The organism is Chryseobacterium sp. KMC2 (genome assembly GCF_016756935.1).
In the GTDB taxonomy this organism is placed as follows: domain Bacteria; phylum Bacteroidota; class Bacteroidia; order Flavobacteriales; family Weeksellaceae; genus Chryseobacterium; species Chryseobacterium rhizosphaerae.
On sequence record NZ_JAESIT010000014.1, the window covers coordinates 121,066 to 140,633 of the forward strand.

Sequence of the window (19,568 nt, forward strand, 5' to 3'; positions counted from 1 at the left end):
CTTTATACATTAGATCAGTTGATTAAATTAAAATAGTACATATTTATAATTTAATAACTTACTGTCAAAGTTCTCTGTCTGATATCTGATGTCTTTAATCTGATTTCTATTTTGAAAAAAGCTGTCCTAAAATAATTCCCGCCGCCATTGATACATTCAGGCTTTCTGTAGATTGGGAACTTCCAAATCTTGGAATAGTGATACGCTGTTGAAGAAGTGCCTCTGTTTCCGGTCTCATTCCGTTTCCTTCATTCCCTAAGATCAGATTTATCTTTTCCGGTCTTTCGAAGCTATAAATACTTTCACCGTCCATATCGGTTCCGATATTCACGTTATCCGTTTCTGAAAGATATTCCACAAGATCGGTATATATTATATTTACCCTGGTAAAAGATCCCATACTGGCCTGGATTACTTTTGGATTATAGAAATCAACAGTATCTTCACTGCAGATGATCTGTTCTATCCCAAACCAATCTGCAAGACGGATAATGGTTCCCAAATTTCCGGGATCCTGAATACCATCCAAAACAAGCTGAATATTTTTATCCTCCATTCTCTCTTCGGCAGCAAGATAACATGCTGCTACGGAATCTTTCGGAGTTTTAAGGAAACTAATTTTTTTTAACTCATTTTCAGAGATATGGGAAACAGGAATATCAGTACGGTCCAATTTTTGCGGATCGGTTGAGAATATTTCTTTAACTTTAATATTAGAATTAGGAAGTTCACAAATGATTTTATTACCTTCAACCAAAAACAAATTGTATTTTTGTCTGAACTTCTTTTTATCTAAAGACTGTAAAATTTTTATTGTATGAGCTGTAAGCATTATAAGAATTCTCCTCAAAAGTATTATAAAATTATATCATTTGCAACATTTGTTGGTCTCCTTTATGCTTGTAGTACGACAAAAAAAGTTCCGGATGGTGAATATCTGCTCACCAGGAACAGCTTTGAATTCGAAGATAAGAAAGAGTTTTTTGATGAAGAACTGAAAGATTACGTTCAGCAGAAACCTAACAAAAAACAGCTTCTATTCATGCCTTTAACATTGGCTTTCTACAATATGGCCAATTCCAAATACGATACGATACTTAATGAATATATGACCTATCCCCGGGAGATGAGAAATCAAAACCTAAGGGATTCTTTATTCATCAAATATAATATGCAAAGCAGTGTCGGAAAAAGTCTGTTTTTTGACCGTGTATTGCACAACTGGGGTACACCACCGGTAATCTTAGACCAGACAAGAAGTGAAAAAAGTACTGAATCTATCAAAAAAAGACTTATCTACAGAGGTTTTTGGGATGCAGATGTAAAATTCAAACAAAATCTGGATTCTGCCTCCAAAAAAGCAGCCGTCAATTATTTCATCAAACATAATGACCCTACTTATATTAAAGATTATTATTATAATATTCCGGATCAGGGTATAAAAAGTATATATTCTCACCTGAAAGAAAAAACCCTTATCAGATCGGGACAAATTCTTGACCAAACAGTTCTTGAAAAAGAGGTGACGAGAATTACGGACCTGATGAGAGATTTTGGATACTATAAATTCAACAGTTCCAATGATGAAGTCTATTTCATAGCAGATTCTATTAAGAGCAAGAAACAGGTTCCTCTGACGCTGGAGATTCATAAAGATTCTTTAGACCGTCCTTATAAAGTAGCCACTTTCGGAAATATAGATATTGCAATTGTTGATGAACCTAGTGACTTTCCAAAAAACACCGTTAAAGACAGTTTAAGAAGAGTAAGGTTCCATAAGATGAATGAGAAATATAAAACATCCTCATTATGGAGAGCTGTTATTGTAGACAGTAAACAGGTATATGACCAAAAGAAACTGGATGTCACCAAAAGGAACTTCATGGCCATGAACAATTTCAGTATTGTAAAAGCCCGGGATTCCTTAAGAAGAGGAGGCATTACTTCGCCAAATGATAGCATTGTAGATGTATTGTATGTATTGAAGCCACTTCCAAAATATGACCTTAAAGTAGGAACTGATGTCAATTATTCCCAGTTATTAAATCTTGGGATCTCTCCTTCTATAGACCTTACCACCCGTAATGTGTTTAGGGGAGCAGAAAATATTTCAACCAGTATTTCCGGAACTTTCGGATCTATCAGAAGTACACAGGATATTGATAAAAGAAGTACGGCATATGAAATCTCGGCACAGGCATCCCTTAATTTCCCGAGACTCTTACTTCCGTTTAATTATTATAAGTTTATTCCAAAACGTTATACTCCTACCTCCTCTATTTTATTGGGGGCTTCAATACAGAATAATATCGGATTGGGAAGACTCAATTTCAATACGGGACTCAACTATCAGGCTAATGTGAATGATCAGATTTATCATAAGCTGACTTTATTTAATACCCAAATCAGTTTAACAAAAAACAAAGATGCTTATTACAGTTATTTTGTTAATGATGAAAGGGTAAAAGACGATATTTTTGACAGCTATTTTGCGTACAGACCCAAGATTGGAACCGATTATGAGAACAACAAGCTTAGTATTGATGACGTTTCAAAACTTCTTTTACAGGATCAGGAGTACCGTGACAATCTGGACCAAAAGGGAACAGATCTTTTAACCGCCTTTAGAGGAACATTGGTCAATAAAGACAGACAGACCCAGGATGTATTGATTTCTTCCATGATTTATAATTTTGTGTATAGTGAAATTGGTAAAAAAGATTACCCTAATGCTTTCTATTTCAATGGTAAAGTAGAGCTTGCCGGTAATATTTTGAGCTTATTCAACAAAAAAGATAATGATGGTGGAGTTGTTACCTCACCTCAAAAAACCATTTTTGGAATTCCTTACGCTCAATTTATAAAATTTGATATCGACGCAAGGAAATATTTCAAATTCAATGGAAATCAGACATTGGTTCTTCGCCAGTTTATCGGAGTGGGTGTTCCTTATGGAAACTCTCAGGATATGCCTATTATTAAATCTTATTTCAATGGAGGTTCTAATGATATCAGAGCTTGGGTAGCTTTTGGAGGATTAGGTCCTGCAGACTCTCAGGTAGATGAAAGAGTACGTACCTATATGACCAATAATGTAAAACTTACCACAAACATCGAATACAGAATCCCTTTCAATAGTATGTATGAAGGAGCCTTATTTACAGATATTGGAAATACATGGAGTCTGCGTGATCATAATGACGGATATAATGACGAATTTAAACTGAATAAATTCCTGGGGCAAGTAGGTATTGGTAGTGGATTTGGATTGAGAATAAATATTGCCTACATCACCGCAAGGATAGATCTTGCCTATAAGATCTACGACCCAAATAAAGCGGAGGGAGACCGATGGAGAATCAAAAATATCCAGCCGTTTAAACCTACTCTTAATATTGCGTTTGGATATCCTTTTTAATCCGGAGAAACGCCTAAGACAAAATAAATTACAGCAATTACACGGGCGAGGATTTCTCTCGCCTGATTTCTGTAAAAACTTTCAGGTTTTGTGACATCCTGTGCATCAAAACCCAACGCATTCATATCGTTGTTTCTTGCAAAAAATAAGGCACGAAGGTTATGAAATCCCTGCGAAACGATAATCACATTTTTCTTCTTGTAAATATCTTTACACCGTAATATACTTTTATACGTATTGAAGCCTTTTGGATCTTCCACAATAATATCTCCCGGAACACCTTCCTGATTCACCAGATAGTTTTTCATAGCAGCAGGCTCATTATACCCTTTACTCTTTTCTCCACTTACAATAATCTTTTTGATTTTCCCGTGATGATAGAGAAGTGCTGCCGCATCCATTCTTTTGGTAAAATAAGGATTGGATAGCCCCGATCTCATTTTAGGTGATGTTCCCAGAACCAGAGCAATTTCTCTTGGGGGAATCTTGGATATCTTGGTATAGGTACGGCCATTTGTAAGCCCGAAAACCCAGACATTACAGAAACATATCAGTAAAATTCCTAATTCTACCGATATGACACCGAGACCAAATATGTTTTTAAAAATTCTCAACTAAGATCAAAGTTAAGCTTTATTTTTTTACTTTTCACAATCGACATGCAGGCTAATATATGCCCTTGTCCTTCCTCCTTTTCGGTTAAGTATTCATTTTCAAGGAGTTCCACTCCTCCTTCTTCCAAAGAACATTCGCAGCTTCCACAGATTCCAGATTTACAGGAGTAAGGTACAGGAAATTTCTGAATCAGAAGCTGTTGCAAAATTTTATCTCTGTTATCGGGAAGTATTGTTGCATATTTTTTCCCCAACATTGTAAACTCCACCTCAATATTTTCAATAAGGGGAAATTCCTTTTCTACAGGGTAAATATCATCATTATACTCCTCAAAAAGTTCAAAATGAATATTCTTTTTTGGAATTCCATGATGATAGCAGGCATTAGCCAGCGTTTTTATCATTTCTCCTTTCCCGCAGATCAGGACTTCATCTACCGCGTCCCAGATGGTGGATTCTTCATCTGTATCATCCAGATGCAGGATCTGATTGATGATCAAATTGAGTTTTTTCTCATCCAGCCTGCCATAGAAAAACTGATCCACTGTTTTTTCCTGTGAGAAAAAATAAAAAATCTGAAGCCTGTCTCCATAGTTTCTGGCAAGATGATCCAGCTGATCTCTGAAAATCAATTCCTCAGAACTCTTATTTCCAAAAAACAAAAAGAGTCTTGTCCTCGGCTCATTATGAAGAATATTTTTAAAATGACTTAAAACCGGAGTAATTCCAATACCTCCAGCAAAAGCAACAATAGTCCGGAATTCACTGGGCTTAGACCCTAAAGTAAATCTTCCGGCAGGCTCACCTACCAATAATTGATCTCCTTCATTGTAGTTCTGAAATAGCTGCGAAGTAGCTCCTGCAGGGGAATTAACCTTTATTCCCAAACAAATTTTCCCTTCATACGGAGCCGAAGTCATTGAATAATCATTAATCACTTCTTCACCATGAGACTGAAACTTTACACTCACGTATTGCCCTGCCTCAAACTTAAAATTATCCCTTAAATTCTCAGGAATTTCAAACTCCAGAGAAAAAGTATTTTTGGTCAGTTCTTCCTTTTTCGCTACTTTTAACCAATGAAACTGTATCAGTTTCCCTTTATAGATTTGTTGTTCCATACTTCAATTCAAAAATAGATAAAAAATAATTTATGAAGAAGATAATTTTATCCACGCTTATTATTACGGCTCTTTTTAGCTGTAAAAAAGAAAGCCAGAAAACAGAAAATACCAATACAGATTCACTTTCAGTAACAAAAAATACAGCTGCTGAAACAACTGCGTATATTCCAAAAGAACTTTCTCCGGAAAATGTGGGTCAACATTTAGCTAAAAATAATGATACTTTATACGTAACGAATTTTTTTGCAACATGGTGTGGACCGTGTATGAAAGAGATTCCTAGTTTTAAAAATAAAATGGAGGAATTGAAAGGGAAACCTGTAAAATTCACGTTTGTAAATCTTGATGAAAAATCAGATTGGGATGGTGCTGTGAAAAATTTTGTTGTAGAAAATAATCTGGGAGGCAGCGTTATTCTTTTGGATGGACAAAAATTAGATCCAACTTTCTTCTCCCGTAACTTCAAACAATGGGATGGAGGTTCTATTCCCTTTACTTTTATGAGAAAAGGTGATAAAACAGATGAGTATCTAGGAATGATGACGGAAGATGTACTGAATTCGAAAATCGATTCTTTTTTAAAGTAAAATATACAGAAACTCTTTCTGAATAATGTCAAAAAGGTTTAGAATCCTGTGTTTATTATTTCTGGTAGCTATTATTATAGGTGCTGGCATTAATCTGAACACAGGATTTTTAAGTTTAGAGCTGCAGGATTTTTTTCAGAATTCTGCCCATAGCCAAATTGCTGAAATCCGTATCAACCGTGTATTGGTTATGCTTCTTGCAGGAATCTCAATTCCTACCTCCGGTTTTCTGATGCAGGAATATTTTCAAAATCCATTAGCCGGTCCGGATATATTGGGGATTACTTCGGTAGCCAGTTTATCTGTAGCTTTTTACATTTTCTTCTCTCAAGATATCCTCCTTCCTGAATTTCTTCAAAACAGTTTTCTGAGTTTATCCGCTATCGGAGGAAGCTTAGTACTGATGCTGATATTGTTATCGATGTCTAATAAATTTCAGGATAAATCTTACCTTATTATTTTCGGATTCCTTATCTCGGCTTTTGCAGGAGCTATTGTTTCCCTGCTTCAGTTCTATGCCGAGAACCAAAGCCTTAAAAACTATATTCTATGGTCTTTTGGAGCTAATAATATGGTAAGCAGAAATCAGATCTATGTTTTATCTGTTCTTGTAGCAATAGGCCTATTCTTTTGTTTTAAAACTATAAAACCTCTGATCGGAAATTCTCTGGGAACATCTTATGCACAGAGTCTGGGGGTAAATTTAAAGCGCCTGAAGCTGTTAATCATTGTAGCATCCTCACTCCTCTCCGCCTCTATTACAGCATTTTTAGGACCTATCCTGTTTATTGGAATTATTGTTCCGCACTTCTGCAGACTGGTCTATAACCCGTCTAAACTATGGCAGCAGTGGATCCTGAATATGTTTTTAGGAATGCTGGTCATGTTGTTTTTCTCCATTATTGCAGAAAAAACACAGATTCCATTGAATGTAATAAGCTCCGTTTTTGGTATTCCAGTGATCCTGATGATGCTTTTAAAGCAAAATAAAATCTGATTTGGGTTGGTAAACGCTAAGACGCAAAGAAATTTTTAAACTATAATGTTCTTAAGACGCAAGGATTTTATCTCCGATAAAATTAAATCCCACATTGCTAAAATGGTAGTTTTTATATACTAATCGATACCAAAAGTATTTCCTGAAAATCTTTGATTTTCTTGCGCCTTAAAATATACGTAATTCAGGAGCCCCCCTTGCGCCTTTGCGTTTACCCAACATAAATTCCTTGAATCTAATAAGCTCAGTTTTTAGTATTTCAGTGATCCTGATGATGCTTTTAAAGCAAAATAAAATCTGATTTGGGTTGGTAAACGCTAAGACGCAAAGAAATTTTCAAATGAATATGTTCTTAAGACGCAAGGATTTTATCTCCGATCCAACATTACTAAAATAGTAGTTCATATACTAATCAAGACCAAAAGTATTTTCCTGAAAATCTTTGATTTTCTTGCGCCTTAAAATATACACAATTCAGGAGCCCCCCTTGCGCCTTTGCGTTTGTCCAACATTAAATGCTTTGAATCTAATAAGCTCAGTTTTTAGTATTTCAGTGATCCTGATGATGCTTTTAAAGCAAAATAAAACTTAATTGTGGTTGGTAAACGCTAAGGCGCAAAGAAATTTTCAAATTATAATGTTTTTAAGACGCAAGGATTTTATCTCCGATAAAATTAAATCCCACATTGCTAAAATGGTGGTTTTTATAAACTAATCGATACCAAAAGTATTTCCTGAAAATCTTTGATTTTCTTGCGCCTTAAAATACGTAATTCAGGAGCCCCCCCTTGCGCCTTTGCGTTTACCCAACAATTCATATATTTATTTAAAATACCACAAATGACAGAAAATGAATTATCAAGAATTGTTTTTGATATGGGTTTAAAAATTCATAAAAAACTTGGAGCAGGATTATTTGAGCATGTTTATGAAGAATGCATGTTTTATGAACTAACTAAAGCAGGACTTTTAGTAGAAAAACAAAAATTGCTCCCCATTGTTTATGAAGATTTAAGAATCGAGAATGCTTTCAGGTTAGATATTATCATTGAAAATAAATTGATTTTAGAGATAAAAACAGTTGATTATATAAACCCTACCCATAAAGCTCAACTTTTAACCTATTTAAAAATGACAAATTGCAAATTAGGCTTATTACTTAACTTTCAATCCAATGTTTTCAAAGATGGAGTAACAAGAGTTGTCAATCATTTATAAACTATAAAAAGTATAAAAAACTGGCAAAGTCAAATTCTTTGCGTCTTAAAAACAGTATTTTTGTAAGATATTTCGCGACTTTGCGTTTAACCACCTCAAATATGCATCTACAAGTAAAACAAGCCAACATCGGTTACCAGACCACTTTAATATCCAATGCTAATGCAGAGGCAAAGCTTAGTGATGTATGCCTGTTGATCGGCAATAACGGGGTTGGGAAAACGACATTAATCAAATCTATTCTCCATCAGATTTCCTTACGGAGTGGAGAAATATTAATTAATGGTAAAAATGTAAAAAAGTTTTCCGTAAAAGAGATTGCTGAGCAGATTGCTGTTGTCTTTTCAAAATCAGTTGTTCCACAGCATTATACGGTTGAAGATCTTATTTCGTTGGGGAAATATATTTACTATCCTTTTTATTTTGAATTAAAAGAAGAAGACCGAAAAGAAGTCACTCATATTATTGAGGAATTAGATTTAACCCAATACCAACATACCCTTCTTAAAAACCTTTCGGACGGTAATCTTCAGAAAGCTTTTATCGGACGAGCTATAACGCAGAACTCCCCTGTTATTATTCTGGATGAACCCACTACTCATCTGGATGAGAAAAATAAGATTATCATTCTTAAAACCCTTAGAAAGCTGGCTAAAGAACAGAATAAACTTATCCTGTTTTCTTCTCATGACTGGAGGCTGGCGAAGGAATTTGCAGATAAAATATGGTATATCAAGGATAATCAGCTATACTCGGGAATTGTAGAAGATATTTTGATTCAGAATGAGGAACTGACTACCACTTCTTTATTTCAAATGAGCGAGAATTTTATAGCACCTCATATCTCGGCACCCCAGGTTTATAAAGAAATGCTCTATTCTCTGCTTCAAAAAAACTTCCAAAAAGATCTTTCCTCCTTCCATTTTGATCTTCAGAACCATTTTTGGGTAATTACTAAAGATAACACGAAACAACAATGTCAATCCTTTGAAGAAATCATTAATTTCATTGGAAACATTCATTAATACTTAGTTTTTATTATTTATTTCACATACTATGCATGCATAGTATTATGCTAATCATACAATTTAATCCACTTACTATCAGATTGTTAACAAAATTTAACGTTAATAAATACTATGCATGCATAATATTTACTAAATTTGGGTAAAACCATTAGCGCAAAAATGATGGATAGAGATAAAATAGAAAACGTAGACTTAATTTTAAAGCAGACCTGGCTGGCTGTTTCAAAAATGTACACAGAATTAGCCCAGGAACATGATTCTACAGCAGTACAGGCCCTTACCCTTCTTAAAATTGATCCCAAAGAAGGAACCCGAAGTACGAATCTTGGCCCTAAGATGGCCATAGAGCCGACCTCTTTGACCAGGATTATCAAACTTTTGGAAGATAACGGATATATCTATAAGGAAAAGACAACCACCGATAAAAGAGAGGTGATCATTAAACTTACAGATAAAGGTTTGAATTCAAGAAATATGTCTAAGGAAGTAGTCGTCAACTTTAATAAAAAGGTGATGGAAAAAATTGCTCCCGAGAAGCTTGAAACTTTCAAAGACGTCATGACTGAAATCATGAAGATAGCCAACGAATTATTAAATAACAGAAAATAAATTATAATGAAACCGTATGGTTACATACGACCTTATTAAAAATAAAAATTTACATATGAAAAGAAGAATCAAACATGTAACGGTTCTTGGTTCAGGAATTATGGGAAGCGGTATCGCAGCTCACTTCGCCAACATCGGTGTTGAAGTGTCACTTTTGGATATTGTTCCTTTTGAACTGACTGAAGCTGAGCAGAAAAAAGGTTTGACCAAAGATGACAAAGTAGTAAGAAACAGAATTGCTACCGAAAACTTTGAAAAACTGAAAAAAGCAAGTCCTGCACTTCTTTATTCTCCAAAGTTTGCAGATAGAATCAAAGTAGGAAACTTCGATGATGATCTACAGAAAATAAAAAATACAGACTGGATCATTGAAGTAGTGGTAGAAAGACTTGATATCAAGAAATCGGTATACGAAAAGATTGAACAGTTCAGAAAGCCGGGTACATTGATTTCTTCTAATACATCCGGTATTCCGATCCATTTCTTAACAGAAGGAAGAAGTGAGGATTTCAAAAAATATTTTGCTGGAACACACTTCTTTAATCCGGTAAGATATCTTCCTCTTTTAGAGATTATCCCTACCAACGATACTGATCCTGAGATTATAGATTTCTATATGAATTATGGAGCTAAATTCCTGGGTAAAACTACCGTTCTGGCAAAAGATACTCCAGCATTTATCGCCAACAGAATTGGTGTATTTTCTATGATGGATCTTCTTCATAATGTGCAGAAATTAGGATTAACGGTTTCTGATGTAGATAAATTGACAGGTCCGGTCATTGGACGTCCTAAATCTGCAACATTCAGAACCGCTGATGTAGTAGGTCTTGATACATTGGTAATGGTAGCAAACGGAGTTCGTCAAAGCGGCGCTGAAGCTAACGATTTCAATGATGTATTTGCTCTTCCGGGTTATATTCAGAAAATGATGGATAATAAATGGTTGGGATCAAAAACAGAACAGGGCTTCTATAAAAAAGTAAAAAATGCTGAAGGTAAATCTGAAATTCACGGATTAAACCTTGATACTTTAGAATACGAACTTCAGGGAAAATCTTCATTCCCTACCCTTGAGCTTACAAAAGCGATCGACAAACCAATCGACAGATTCAAAGTATTGATCGGTGGTAAAGATAAAGCGGGTGAATTGTACAGAAAATCTTTAGGAGCACTATTCGCTTACGTTTCTCATAAAGTTCCTGAAATTTCTGACGAGGTTTACAAAATTGATGATGCTATGAGAGCCGGTTTCGGATGGGAAAATGGCCCGTTTGAGATCTGGGATGCCGTAGGAGTAGCAAAAGGTACAGAGCTGGCAAAAGATGCGGGATATGAAGTTTCAGACTGGGTAAAAGCTTTAGCCGACAAAGGAGAAACCTTCTATAAAGTAAATGATGAAGGACAAAGTATCTTTTACGACAAAAACTCAGGAAACTATAATAATATTCCGGGACAGGATGCTTTCATCATCTTAGATAATATCAGAAAGAACAAAACAATCTGGAGTAATTCAGGAGCTGCTATTGAAGATTTAGGAGACGGAATCATCAACTTTGAGATCCGTTCCAAAATGAACTCTCTTGGAGGCGAAGTTCTTGACGGCTTAAACAGAGCAATTGATTTAGCAGAAAAAGAATACGATGGACTGGTTGTAGGAAACCAGGGTTCTAACTTCTCTGTAGGAGCTAACCTTGCGATGATCCTTATGATGGCTATTGAGCAGGATTGGGATGATTTAAATATGGCGATCGCCTACTTCCAGAAAACAATGATGAGAGTAAGATACTCCTCTATTCCTGTAGTAGTTGCTCCTCACGGAATGACTTTAGGAGGTGGTTGTGAAATGACCATGCATGCAGACAGAGTGGTTGCCGCAGCAGAAACATACATCGGACTGGTAGAAACCGGAGTGGGTGTAATTCCTGGAGGTGGTGGTACAAAAGAACTTACCCTAAGAACTTCAAGAGAATTCCATAGCGACGACGTTAAAAACAACAGACTTCGTGAAGCTTTCATGAACATTGCTATGGGTAAAGTAGCCACTTCAGCTTACGAAGCTTACGATATGGGAATCCTTGAAAAAGGTAAAGATATCGTTTCAGTAAGCAAAAACAGACAGATTGCAGAAGCTAAAAAGGTTGCAAAACTATTAGCTGAACAAGGATATACCCAGCCTATCGAACAAAGAGTAAAAGTATTAGGTAAAGATGCACTAGGAATGTTCTATGTAGGAACAGACCAGATGCTTACCGGAAACTATATTTCTGCTCACGACAAGAAAATTGCAGATAAACTGGCCAATGTAATGGTAGGTGGAAATCTATCTGAACCAACAGTAGTTACCGAACAATACTTACTGAACCTTGAAAGAGAAACATTCTTATCCCTTTGCGGAGAAAGAAAAACCCTTGAAAGAATCCAGTACATGTTGCAGAATGGAAAACCGTTGAGAAATTAGACTTGAGATCAAGAGACTCGAGACTAAGAGATAACGAAAAATAAATCGGAGCAATTGTTATGCATAATATAAAAAAATTGAAAATCTGGACTGATTCAATTGATCTATGCGTTGATGTATACAAAGCATTGGAAAATATGCCTAATGACGAAAAATATGGACTGTCATCACAGATAAAAAGATCAGTCGTTTCAATATCTTCCAATATTGCAGAAGGTGCAGGAAGAGAGAGAGAAAAGGAATTTTACTATTTTTTAAATGTTGCATATGGCTCCTCTTATGAACTTCAGACTCAATTAATTTTGTGTGAAAGATTAGATTTTGTTTCTCAAGAAATAAATACAGTCTTGTTACACAAACTGGATGAAATTCAGAAAATGATTTATGTTTTTAAAGAAAATATTAATAAAAAATAATTTAAGTGGCAAGAGAGTCTCATATCTCTTGTCTAAAAATCTCTAATCTAATGAAACAAGCATATATAGTAAAGGGTTTTAGATCTGCCGTTGGAAAAGCTCCAAAAGGAAGTTTAAGATTCACAAGACCTGACGTCATGGCAGCTACCGTTATTGAAAAATTAATGGCTGAGCTTCCGCAATTAGATAAAAACAGAATTGATGACCTTATTGTTGGGAATGCTATGCCGGAAGCTGAACAAGGGCTTAACGTGGCACGTCTGATCTCTTTAATGGGGTTAAATACAGACAAAGTTCCGGGAGTAACGGTTAACAGATACTGTGCTTCAGGAAGTGAGGCTATCGCTATTGCTTCAGCAAAAATTCAGGCAGGAATGGCTGATTGTATTATTGCCGGGGGTACAGAATCTATGTCTTATATTCCAATGGGAGGTTACAAACCGGTTCCTGAAACGGATATTGCAAAGACTAACCCTGATTACTACTGGGGAATGGGTTACACCGCTGAAGAAGTAGCCAAGCAATATAATATCACAAGAGAAGAGCAGGATCAGTTTGCTTTTGAATCTCATGTAAAAGCCTTAAAAGCTAATCAGGAAGGGAAATTTGTCAATCAGATTGTTCCGATCCCGGTAGAATATAATTTCCTGGATGAAAATCAGAAAATGCAGACTAAAAAGTTCGATTTTTCTGTAGACGAAGGTCCAAGAAAAGACACTTCTTTTGAAGGGTTATCAAAATTAAGACCTGTATTTGCCAACGGAGGTAGTGTAACTGCCGGAAACTCTTCTCAGATGAGTGACGGAGCTGCTTTTGTAATGGTAATGAGTGAAGAAATGGTGAAGGAACTAGGATTGGAACCGGAAGCAAGACTGGTAGCTTATGCAGCTGCGGGACTTGAACCGAGAATCATGGGAATGGGACCTATTTATGCGATTCCAAAAGCGTTAAAACAGGCAGGTTTAGAATTAAAAGATATTGACTTGATTGAACTTAATGAAGCTTTCGCTTCTCAGTCTGTTGCTATTAAAAAAGAACTGGGCCTAAACCCTGATATTTTAAATGTAAACGGAGGGGCAATCGCTCTTGGGCATCCACTGGGATGTACAGGAACCAAGCTTACCGTTCAGCTTTTAGACGAAATGAGAAAGCGTGGCAACAAATACGGAATGGTTTCTATGTGTGTGGGAACAGGGCAAGGTGCTGCTTCAATTTTTGAATTGCTGTAATTGTACAATGTCAGTTGTATAATGTATAAAGTAATAAGACTTACAAAATAATACCCTAAGAAAAGTACAATGTACATTTTACATTATACTTTTTACAAAAAATAAAAAAAACAAATATGGCTACATTAAAAGGCGGGGAATTCCTAATTAAACAAATTCCTGCAAACGAAATTTTCAGTATTGAAGAACTGAACGAAGAACAAAAAATGCTTCGTGATTCTGCAAAAGAATTTATTGACAGAGAGGTGGTTCCTCAAAAAGAGCGTTTTGAAAAGAAAGATTATGCGTTTACGGAGGAAACAATGCGTAAACTTGGAGATATGGGAATGTTGGGAATTGCTGTTCCTGAAGAGTACGGAGGTTTGGGAATGGGTTTTGTAACCACGATGCTTGCCTGCGACTATCTTTCCGGAACTACAGGATCATTAGCGACAGCTTACGGTGCTCATACGGGTATTGGAACACTTCCTATCGTTCTTTACGGAACTGAAGAGCAAAAGAAAAAATACCTTCCGGACCTGGCAACAGGAACAAAATTCGGAGCTTACTGTTTAACAGAGCCGGATGCTGGTTCTGATGCCAACTCAGGAAAAACAAGAGCTAAACTTTCCGAAGACGGAAAACACTATATCATCAATGGTCAGAAAATGTGGATCTCCAATGCAGGATTTGCAGATACATTCACATTATTCGCTAAAATTGATGATGATAAAAATATCACAGGTTTTGTAATCAACCGTTCTGAACTTGAGAATCCTGAAAGCTTAACTTTCGGTGAAGAAGAACATAAACTAGGTATTCGTGCCTCTTCTACCCGTCAGGTATTCTTCAATGATATGAAAATTCCTGTAGAAAATCTTTTAGGAGAAAGAAACAACGGTTTTAAAATTGCTTTAAATGCGCTTAACGTTGGCCGTATCAAATTAGCGGCAGCTTGTTTAGATGCACAGAGAAGAATTTTAAACCATTCTATCCAATATTCTAACGAGAGAAAGCAGTTTGGAGTTTCTATTTCAACTTTCGGAGCGATCAGAAAGAAAATTGCAGAAATGGCTACCGGTGTATTCGTAAGTGAGGCCGGTTCTTACAGAGGAGCAAAGGATATTCAGGATAAAATTGACGAATTGGTTGCTGGCGGAATGGATCATCAGGCAGCTGAGCTGAAGGGTGTTGAAGAATTCGCTGTAGAATGTTCAATCCTTAAAGTATTCGTTTCTGACCTTGCACAGCATACTGCGGATGAAGGAATCCAGGTGTACGGAGGAATGGGATTCTCTGAAGACACTCCAATGGAATCTGCATGGAGAGATTCAAGAATTTCAAGAATCTATGAAGGAACGAACGAAATCAACAGATTGTTAGCAGTAGGAATGCTTATTAAAAGAGCAATGAAAGGTGAATTAGACCTTTTATCTCCTGCAATGGCAATCAGCAAGGAGTTGATGGGAATCCCTTCATTTGAAGTTCCTGATTATTCAGAATTTATGAGTGAGGAAAAAGCAATTATCGCGAACCTTAAGAAAGTTTTCCTAATGGTTTCCGGAGCTGCTCTTCAGAAATATATGATGGATATTGAAAAACAACAGCATTTATTATTAAACGCTTCTGAGATCCTTAACCAGATCTACATGGCAGAATCTGCTATATTAAGAGCTGAGAAACACTTCTCTCCTGACTCTGTAGAAGCTGCAATGGCTCAGCTGAACCTTTACAAGGCCGTTGAGAAGATCATCGTAGCCGCTAAAGAAGGAATTATTTCTTTTGCTGAAGGTGATGAGCAGAGAATGATGCTTTCAGGATTAAGAAGATTTACAAAATATGCTAATCATCCAAATGTAGTGGCCTTAACTGAAAAAGTAGCGGCTCATTACATTGAAAAAGGAGCTTATTAGTCTTTTATAACATAAATTTGATTCAAAACGTCCCATTTTGGGGCGTTTTTTATGTTTATATACAAATTATAAAATATCAATAGAATCTTAAAAAGTTTTGGAATTCAATATTTTTTCCTAATTTTATTTATAAACTAATACCTTAAAATAAATACTTATGGGAAAATTCGTTATTTCAAAAAGAACAAACGGTGAATTTCAATTTAACCTTAAAGCAGGAAACGGACAGGTAATCTTAACAAGCCAGGGATACAGCTCAAAATCTTCCTGTGAAAACGGAGTAGAATCTGTGAGAACCAATTCTCAGGATGATACAAAGTATGAAAGAAATAAGGCTAAAGATGACAGATGTTATTTTAATCTTAAAGCTGGAAACGGACAGATCATAGGATCAAGCCAGATGTACGAATCTGAAAACGGCATGGAAAACGGAATAGAATCCGTAAAAAACAATGCTCCACATGCCTCTTTGGATGATGAAACAAATTTGTAAAAAACATCTGAAATATTCTCAACAAAATGTCTTATCTTTTTAAGGCATTTTTTATTTTTGTATTCTATTTTTTCAGAAAAATGACAAAAGAAGATTTATTACATAAAGCTATCAAAATAGCAAGCAAAGCACACAAAGGGCAAACTGATAAGTACCATGCTCCCTATATTGCTCATGTGATGCGTGTCATGGAATATGGCAAAACACTGGATGAAAAAATAGTGGGTGTACTGCATGACGTTGTAGAAGATCATCCACTGGAGTTCAGCCTGGATTATTTAAGAACCGAAGGTTTCCCGGAATATATCATTTTCGCGATCAGCTGTCTTACCAAGTTTGATCCGGAAGAAGATTACGACGAATTTGTAAAAAGAACCGAAAGATCACCGCTGGCTGTTGCAGTAAAATTAAATGACCTTCGGGACAATATGGACCTTAGAAGAGTAAACAGGGAACTTAGCCCTAAAGATATCAAAAGGTTTAATAAATACCTTAAAGCCTATCATTATCTGATAGACAAGTATTAATCGGCACCCGGGAAATCGTAAGTCTTCACGTGATGATCCGTACCGTCAATATTGATATTCAGGGCAAGGTAGATGAAGTGTAAGTTTTTATTTCCTTTAGCTTCAAATTCACGCTGCCAAAGATACCCGGTTAGAATTCCAAAGTATTCATCGATCTGATAGCCGAAACCGCCATATACCCTATTTCTGGCGAAAGTAGGCTTCATAGGTGATACAAGGAAAATTTCGTCATAGGCATTGGCAAAAATAGTTCCTTTCTTTATTGTTTTAGCATTTAAAGGGACGCTGACATTCAAACGGTAGCGGTAACGCATCCTTTGAGAGGTTTTATCGATCTGCGGTTCATAAAACCAGCTTTTTTCTACACGAAAACGGTTTTCAAATTTTACGATACCTTTTTTTAAGTCGATTACATCCTGAAGCCATACCCTGAATTCTTCTCTGCTTAAGCTATGGTCTTTATAATTGACATATCTTCCAAGTCCTACAAAAGGTTTATGATTCTTGGTAAGGTTATACCCTAGTCCACCTTTTATTTCGTAATAATCGGGGTAAGTATAATCTTCGTTACCACGAAGCTGCCCTTCTGCATATATGAAAAATTTGGGATGAAACTTGTAGGTTAAAGTCACAGCATTGAAGCTGGAAAGATGCTCCTGGGCTTTATATAATGTAATACTTAAAAGTAGACTTAGACTTAAAAAAAGTTTCATAAAAAAATTTTTGCAAATGTATATTTTTTAACAATTTGTTAATATTAACTTTAATTCATATTAGATTAACAGCTACTTAATATTAATAGTGTAAGAAAACCCAATATGGAACCATCTTTGAGGCATATCTACTCCAAAAGCTTCTGTATATTTTGTATTGGTGATATTATTGACCAGAACGTAGACGGAAAAGTCTTTTTGGGTAAAGTTTAATTTGGCATCCAACAAGTTATATGTTCCCAGACTCACTCTTTCATTATATCTGTAAACCAGTTCATTGGTGAAATTTTTAAGGAATTTTGTCTCTAATCTGGCTACCACCTGATGTTTCAGATTATCAAGAATGTATCTTGAAACAAACTCATTATTCTCTTTGTATTTACTATCCAGGAAAGTATATCCTACAGAATATCTCAACCAATCATTTACTTTGTGATTCACTTCAGCTTCTATTCCTTTTATTTTAATTTCACCAACATTTTGGGCATACCAAACCTTATCGTTGAAATTATTTTTCACCCAGTCTATAGAATTATCGGAATTCCTCATAAATCCACTGATTTTTGCAAGAATCCTGCTGTTTTGAAACTGATATCCAACTTCTGATGAAATGGCATTTTCAGGCTGCAAATTGACATTACCATGTTCGGTTGGGCTTACATAATAAAGCTCAGTAAATGTCGGAATACGGTGTACTTTTGCAATATTTCCGTAGATTTTATTATTCGCATTGAAATTATAGCCTACATCAAGTCCCGGATAGAAAAAATTGCCTTCTTTGGAGTAATTGGCCCATGAAATTCCCGGACTGATATTCAGCTTTTTATCGAGCAATGAAAAATGATGTTCAAAGAAAACCTGGGACACAAAACGGTTGGGGTTACCCAAATTACTGCTTACCAAAAATTCTTTCCTCAGTTCTACACCTACTCCGGTTGTTCCCAGCCCCCACTGATAACTGGAATTCACTTCTCCCCCTACATTATTTCCAATATGCATATTCCTGTAAAAAGAAGGATTCTGTCTGTTATAAAGGTACATATCCTGCCCTCTTCTCCAATATACATTAGAATTAAGCTTCAGCTTTCCGAAAGTTTGCTGATGGGCCAAACTTACAATGGATGCCTGGGTTTCCTCATACTGTTCTGTAGCACTTTTAGAAGCATAAAATCCATTGGCTCCGAATTTCTTCTCAGAAAAACCTGCCTGAAGTTTAAGATCTCCGTTTTTAATCCCCATCCGGCCCTGATAAAATACATTCCTGATTTCATAATCAGTATTGTACATATATCCTTGGGAAGAAGCTGAATTAGCCTGAAGCGCGCTTGAAAACTTTTCATTTCCCAACTGCGCATTGAAACCGAGACCATATGTTTCATAATCTCCACCATCAGCACTTATTTTCACCCGCTTTCCGGGATTTACTTTAGTGATAATATTGATCACCCCTGCATAAGCATTCTGACCAAATCGTCTGGCAGCGGGACCTTTGATAACTTCTATTTTTTCTACATCTGCTAAATCTACCGGAATATTCATGTTGTTGTGCCCGGTTTGGGAATCATTCATTCTGATCCCATTCAGCAATAATAAGACCTGTTCAAAAGAACTACCACGAAAGCCGATATCACTCTGCACCCCGTTGGCTCCCCTCCTTCTGATATCCATACCTGAAACCTGCTGAAGAATTTCATCAATACTTCTGGCCGGAGAATGGGCAATATCTTCTTTTGTGATGACACTGATATTCTGATTGGCACTTTTATAAGGTGTAGAGATAAATTTCCCCTGAAATTCAATGCTTTCAATATCTGTCGTCTTTTCCTGTGCCTGTACCCAAAGCAGCGATCCCAGAAAAAAAGCACTTCCTATCTTTTTGATCATAACGTATCCGTAGTTTTCTTTTATAACAGATTCCAAAAGTAAGGGAGTTCATCAATACAGGCAAATGATACTTGTCATAAAAAAAGATGCAGCATGGGGTGCTGCATCTTTTGTTTGAGGGAGTAATTTTTTCTATCTTTTTCTCATTAAATGTGTAACCAGATCTCTGAATAATTTCCTCATCTCTATATTACATATTTATGAATACAATTTTAAATAATTTTTAAACATAAAACAATAGTTGTGTAAAAAAACATAATTAAAATCATAAAATTCCTTAAAATACAATGAAAAATAAATATCCGAAAAGAATAACTCCACTCAAAAATGTTCTATTTTCCTTTTTATCAGCGCATTA

At 35.9% G+C, this 19,568-nt stretch carries 17 protein-coding genes; 12 read left to right on the plus strand and 5 right to left on the minus strand.

Features of this window, described 5'->3' with window-relative positions; translation table 11 throughout:
• Window positions 1-106: 106 nt before the first annotated feature.
• Window positions 107-832, minus strand: coding sequence for a TrmH family RNA methyltransferase (locus JML65_RS16690; RefSeq protein ID WP_202271484.1), 726 nt, complete (start codon window positions 830-832; stop codon window positions 107-109).
• On the opposite strand from JML65_RS16690, the gene JML65_RS16695 reads away from it, so the two are divergent.
• On the plus strand, window positions 818-3,418 hold the full coding sequence (locus tag JML65_RS16695; RefSeq protein WP_202271485.1) for a BamA/TamA family outer membrane protein: 2,601 nt from the start codon (window positions 818-820) through the stop codon (window positions 3,416-3,418). The genes JML65_RS16690 and JML65_RS16695 overlap by 15 nt on opposite strands.
• Here the strand turns inward: JML65_RS16695 and JML65_RS16700 are convergent.
• Both JML65_RS16700 and JML65_RS16705 read right to left on the minus strand, forming a co-directional pair.
• A complete protein-coding gene (locus tag JML65_RS16700; RefSeq protein ID WP_047496014.1) occupies window positions 3,415-4,032 on the minus strand; it encodes a vancomycin high temperature exclusion protein in 618 nt (205 codons plus the stop codon). The genes JML65_RS16695 and JML65_RS16700 overlap by 4 nt on opposite strands.
• Window positions 4,029-5,153, minus strand: coding sequence for a ferredoxin--NADP reductase (locus JML65_RS16705; protein WP_202271486.1), 1,125 nt, complete (start codon window positions 5,151-5,153; stop codon window positions 4,029-4,031). The genes JML65_RS16700 and JML65_RS16705 overlap by 4 nt, the downstream gene beginning before the upstream one ends.
• Window positions 5,154-5,185: 32 nt before the next feature.
• On the opposite strand from JML65_RS16705, the gene JML65_RS16710 reads away from it, so the two are divergent.
• From JML65_RS16710 to JML65_RS16760, 11 genes are all read left to right on the plus strand, one after another.
• The gene (locus tag JML65_RS16710) at window positions 5,186-5,743 is read left to right on the plus strand and encodes a TlpA family protein disulfide reductase (RefSeq protein ID WP_202271487.1); all 558 of its coding nucleotides are present in this window, start codon (window positions 5,186-5,188) and stop codon (window positions 5,741-5,743) included.
• Between the two features lie 25 nt (window positions 5,744-5,768).
• A complete protein-coding gene (locus JML65_RS16715; protein WP_202271488.1) occupies window positions 5,769-6,740 on the plus strand; it encodes an iron ABC transporter permease in 972 nt (323 codons plus the stop codon).
• Window positions 6,741-7,580: 840 nt separating this feature from the next.
• On the plus strand, window positions 7,581-7,958 hold the full coding sequence (locus JML65_RS16720; protein WP_084084457.1) for a GxxExxY protein: 378 nt from the start codon (window positions 7,581-7,583) through the stop codon (window positions 7,956-7,958).
• A 101-nt stretch (window positions 7,959-8,059) separates the two neighbouring features.
• Complete coding sequence (locus tag JML65_RS16725) at window positions 8,060-8,983, plus strand: ABC transporter ATP-binding protein (RefSeq protein WP_202271489.1); 924 nt, start codon at window positions 8,060-8,062, stop codon at window positions 8,981-8,983.
• 162 nt (window positions 8,984-9,145) lie between these two features.
• Window positions 9,146-9,595 carry a MarR family winged helix-turn-helix transcriptional regulator gene (locus tag JML65_RS16730; RefSeq protein WP_373866368.1) on the plus strand — a complete coding sequence of 150 codons (450 nt, stop codon included), beginning with the start codon at window positions 9,146-9,148 and terminating at the stop codon, window positions 9,593-9,595.
• A gap of 55 nt (window positions 9,596-9,650) precedes the next feature.
• Window positions 9,651-12,056, plus strand: a complete 2,406-nt coding sequence (locus JML65_RS16735) for a 3-hydroxyacyl-CoA dehydrogenase/enoyl-CoA hydratase family protein (protein WP_202271490.1) — start codon at window positions 9,651-9,653, stop codon at window positions 12,054-12,056.
• Between the two features lie 77 nt (window positions 12,057-12,133).
• Window positions 12,134-12,472, plus strand: coding sequence for a four helix bundle protein (locus JML65_RS16740; RefSeq protein WP_317194083.1), 339 nt, complete (start codon window positions 12,134-12,136; stop codon window positions 12,470-12,472).
• A 50-nt stretch (window positions 12,473-12,522) separates the two neighbouring features.
• On the plus strand, window positions 12,523-13,701 hold the full coding sequence (locus tag JML65_RS16745; protein WP_047496036.1) for a thiolase family protein: 1,179 nt from the start codon (window positions 12,523-12,525) through the stop codon (window positions 13,699-13,701).
• Window positions 13,702-13,817: 116 nt separating this feature from the next.
• Entirely contained in the window at window positions 13,818-15,593 is a 1,776-nt protein-coding gene (locus JML65_RS16750) for an acyl-CoA dehydrogenase family protein (protein WP_202271492.1), read from the plus strand.
• Window positions 15,594-15,750: 157 nt separating this feature from the next.
• Entirely contained in the window at window positions 15,751-16,086 is a 336-nt protein-coding gene (locus JML65_RS16755; RefSeq protein ID WP_202271493.1) for a YegP family protein, read from the plus strand.
• Window positions 16,087-16,166: 80 nt separating this feature from the next.
• Window positions 16,167-16,613 carry a phosphohydrolase gene (locus JML65_RS16760; protein ID WP_047496311.1) on the plus strand — a complete coding sequence of 149 codons (447 nt, stop codon included), beginning with the start codon at window positions 16,167-16,169 and terminating at the stop codon, window positions 16,611-16,613.
• On the opposite strand, the gene JML65_RS16765 is transcribed toward JML65_RS16760, so the two are convergent.
• Together JML65_RS16765 and JML65_RS16770 are read right to left on the minus strand one after the other, a co-directional pair.
• Complete coding sequence (locus JML65_RS16765) at window positions 16,610-17,326, minus strand: DUF2490 domain-containing protein (RefSeq protein ID WP_202271494.1); 717 nt, start codon at window positions 17,324-17,326, stop codon at window positions 16,610-16,612. The genes JML65_RS16760 and JML65_RS16765 overlap by 4 nt on opposite strands.
• Before the next feature lie 72 nt (window positions 17,327-17,398).
• On the minus strand, window positions 17,399-19,210 hold the full coding sequence (locus JML65_RS16770) for a TonB-dependent receptor plug domain-containing protein (RefSeq protein WP_202271495.1): 1,812 nt from the start codon (window positions 19,208-19,210) through the stop codon (window positions 17,399-17,401).
• Window positions 19,211-19,568: the final 358 nt, after the last annotated feature.

Coding starts and splice junctions, on each gene's coding strand:
- JML65_RS16750 (WP_202271492.1), top strand. CDS start 13,818: ATGGCTACATTAAAAGGCGGGGAATTCCTAATTAAACAAATTCCTGCA.
- JML65_RS16710 (WP_202271487.1), top strand. CDS start 5,186: ATGAAGAAGATAATTTTATCCACGCTTATTATTACGGCTCTTTTTAGC.
- JML65_RS16705 (WP_202271486.1), bottom strand. CDS start 5,153: ATGGAACAACAAATCTATAAAGGGAAACTGATACAGTTTCATTGGTTA.
- JML65_RS16725 (WP_202271489.1), top strand. CDS start 8,060: ATGCATCTACAAGTAAAACAAGCCAACATCGGTTACCAGACCACTTTA.
- JML65_RS16760 (WP_047496311.1), top strand. CDS start 16,167: ATGACAAAAGAAGATTTATTACATAAAGCTATCAAAATAGCAAGCAAA.
- JML65_RS16695 (WP_202271485.1), top strand. CDS start 818: ATGAGCTGTAAGCATTATAAGAATTCTCCTCAAAAGTATTATAAAATT.
- JML65_RS16755 (WP_202271493.1), top strand. CDS start 15,751: ATGGGAAAATTCGTTATTTCAAAAAGAACAAACGGTGAATTTCAATTT.
- JML65_RS16730 (WP_373866368.1), top strand. CDS start 9,146: ATGATGGATAGAGATAAAATAGAAAACGTAGACTTAATTTTAAAGCAG.
- JML65_RS16735 (WP_202271490.1), top strand. CDS start 9,651: ATGAAAAGAAGAATCAAACATGTAACGGTTCTTGGTTCAGGAATTATG.
- JML65_RS16745 (WP_047496036.1), top strand. CDS start 12,523: ATGAAACAAGCATATATAGTAAAGGGTTTTAGATCTGCCGTTGGAAAA.
- JML65_RS16765 (WP_202271494.1), bottom strand. CDS start 17,326: ATGAAACTTTTTTTAAGTCTAAGTCTACTTTTAAGTATTACATTATAT.
- JML65_RS16770 (WP_202271495.1), bottom strand. CDS start 19,210: ATGATCAAAAAGATAGGAAGTGCTTTTTTTCTGGGATCGCTGCTTTGG.
- JML65_RS16690 (WP_202271484.1), bottom strand. CDS start 832: ATGCTTACAGCTCATACAATAAAAATTTTACAGTCTTTAGATAAAAAG.
- JML65_RS16720 (WP_084084457.1), top strand. CDS start 7,581: ATGACAGAAAATGAATTATCAAGAATTGTTTTTGATATGGGTTTAAAA.
- JML65_RS16715 (WP_202271488.1), top strand. CDS start 5,769: ATGTCAAAAAGGTTTAGAATCCTGTGTTTATTATTTCTGGTAGCTATT.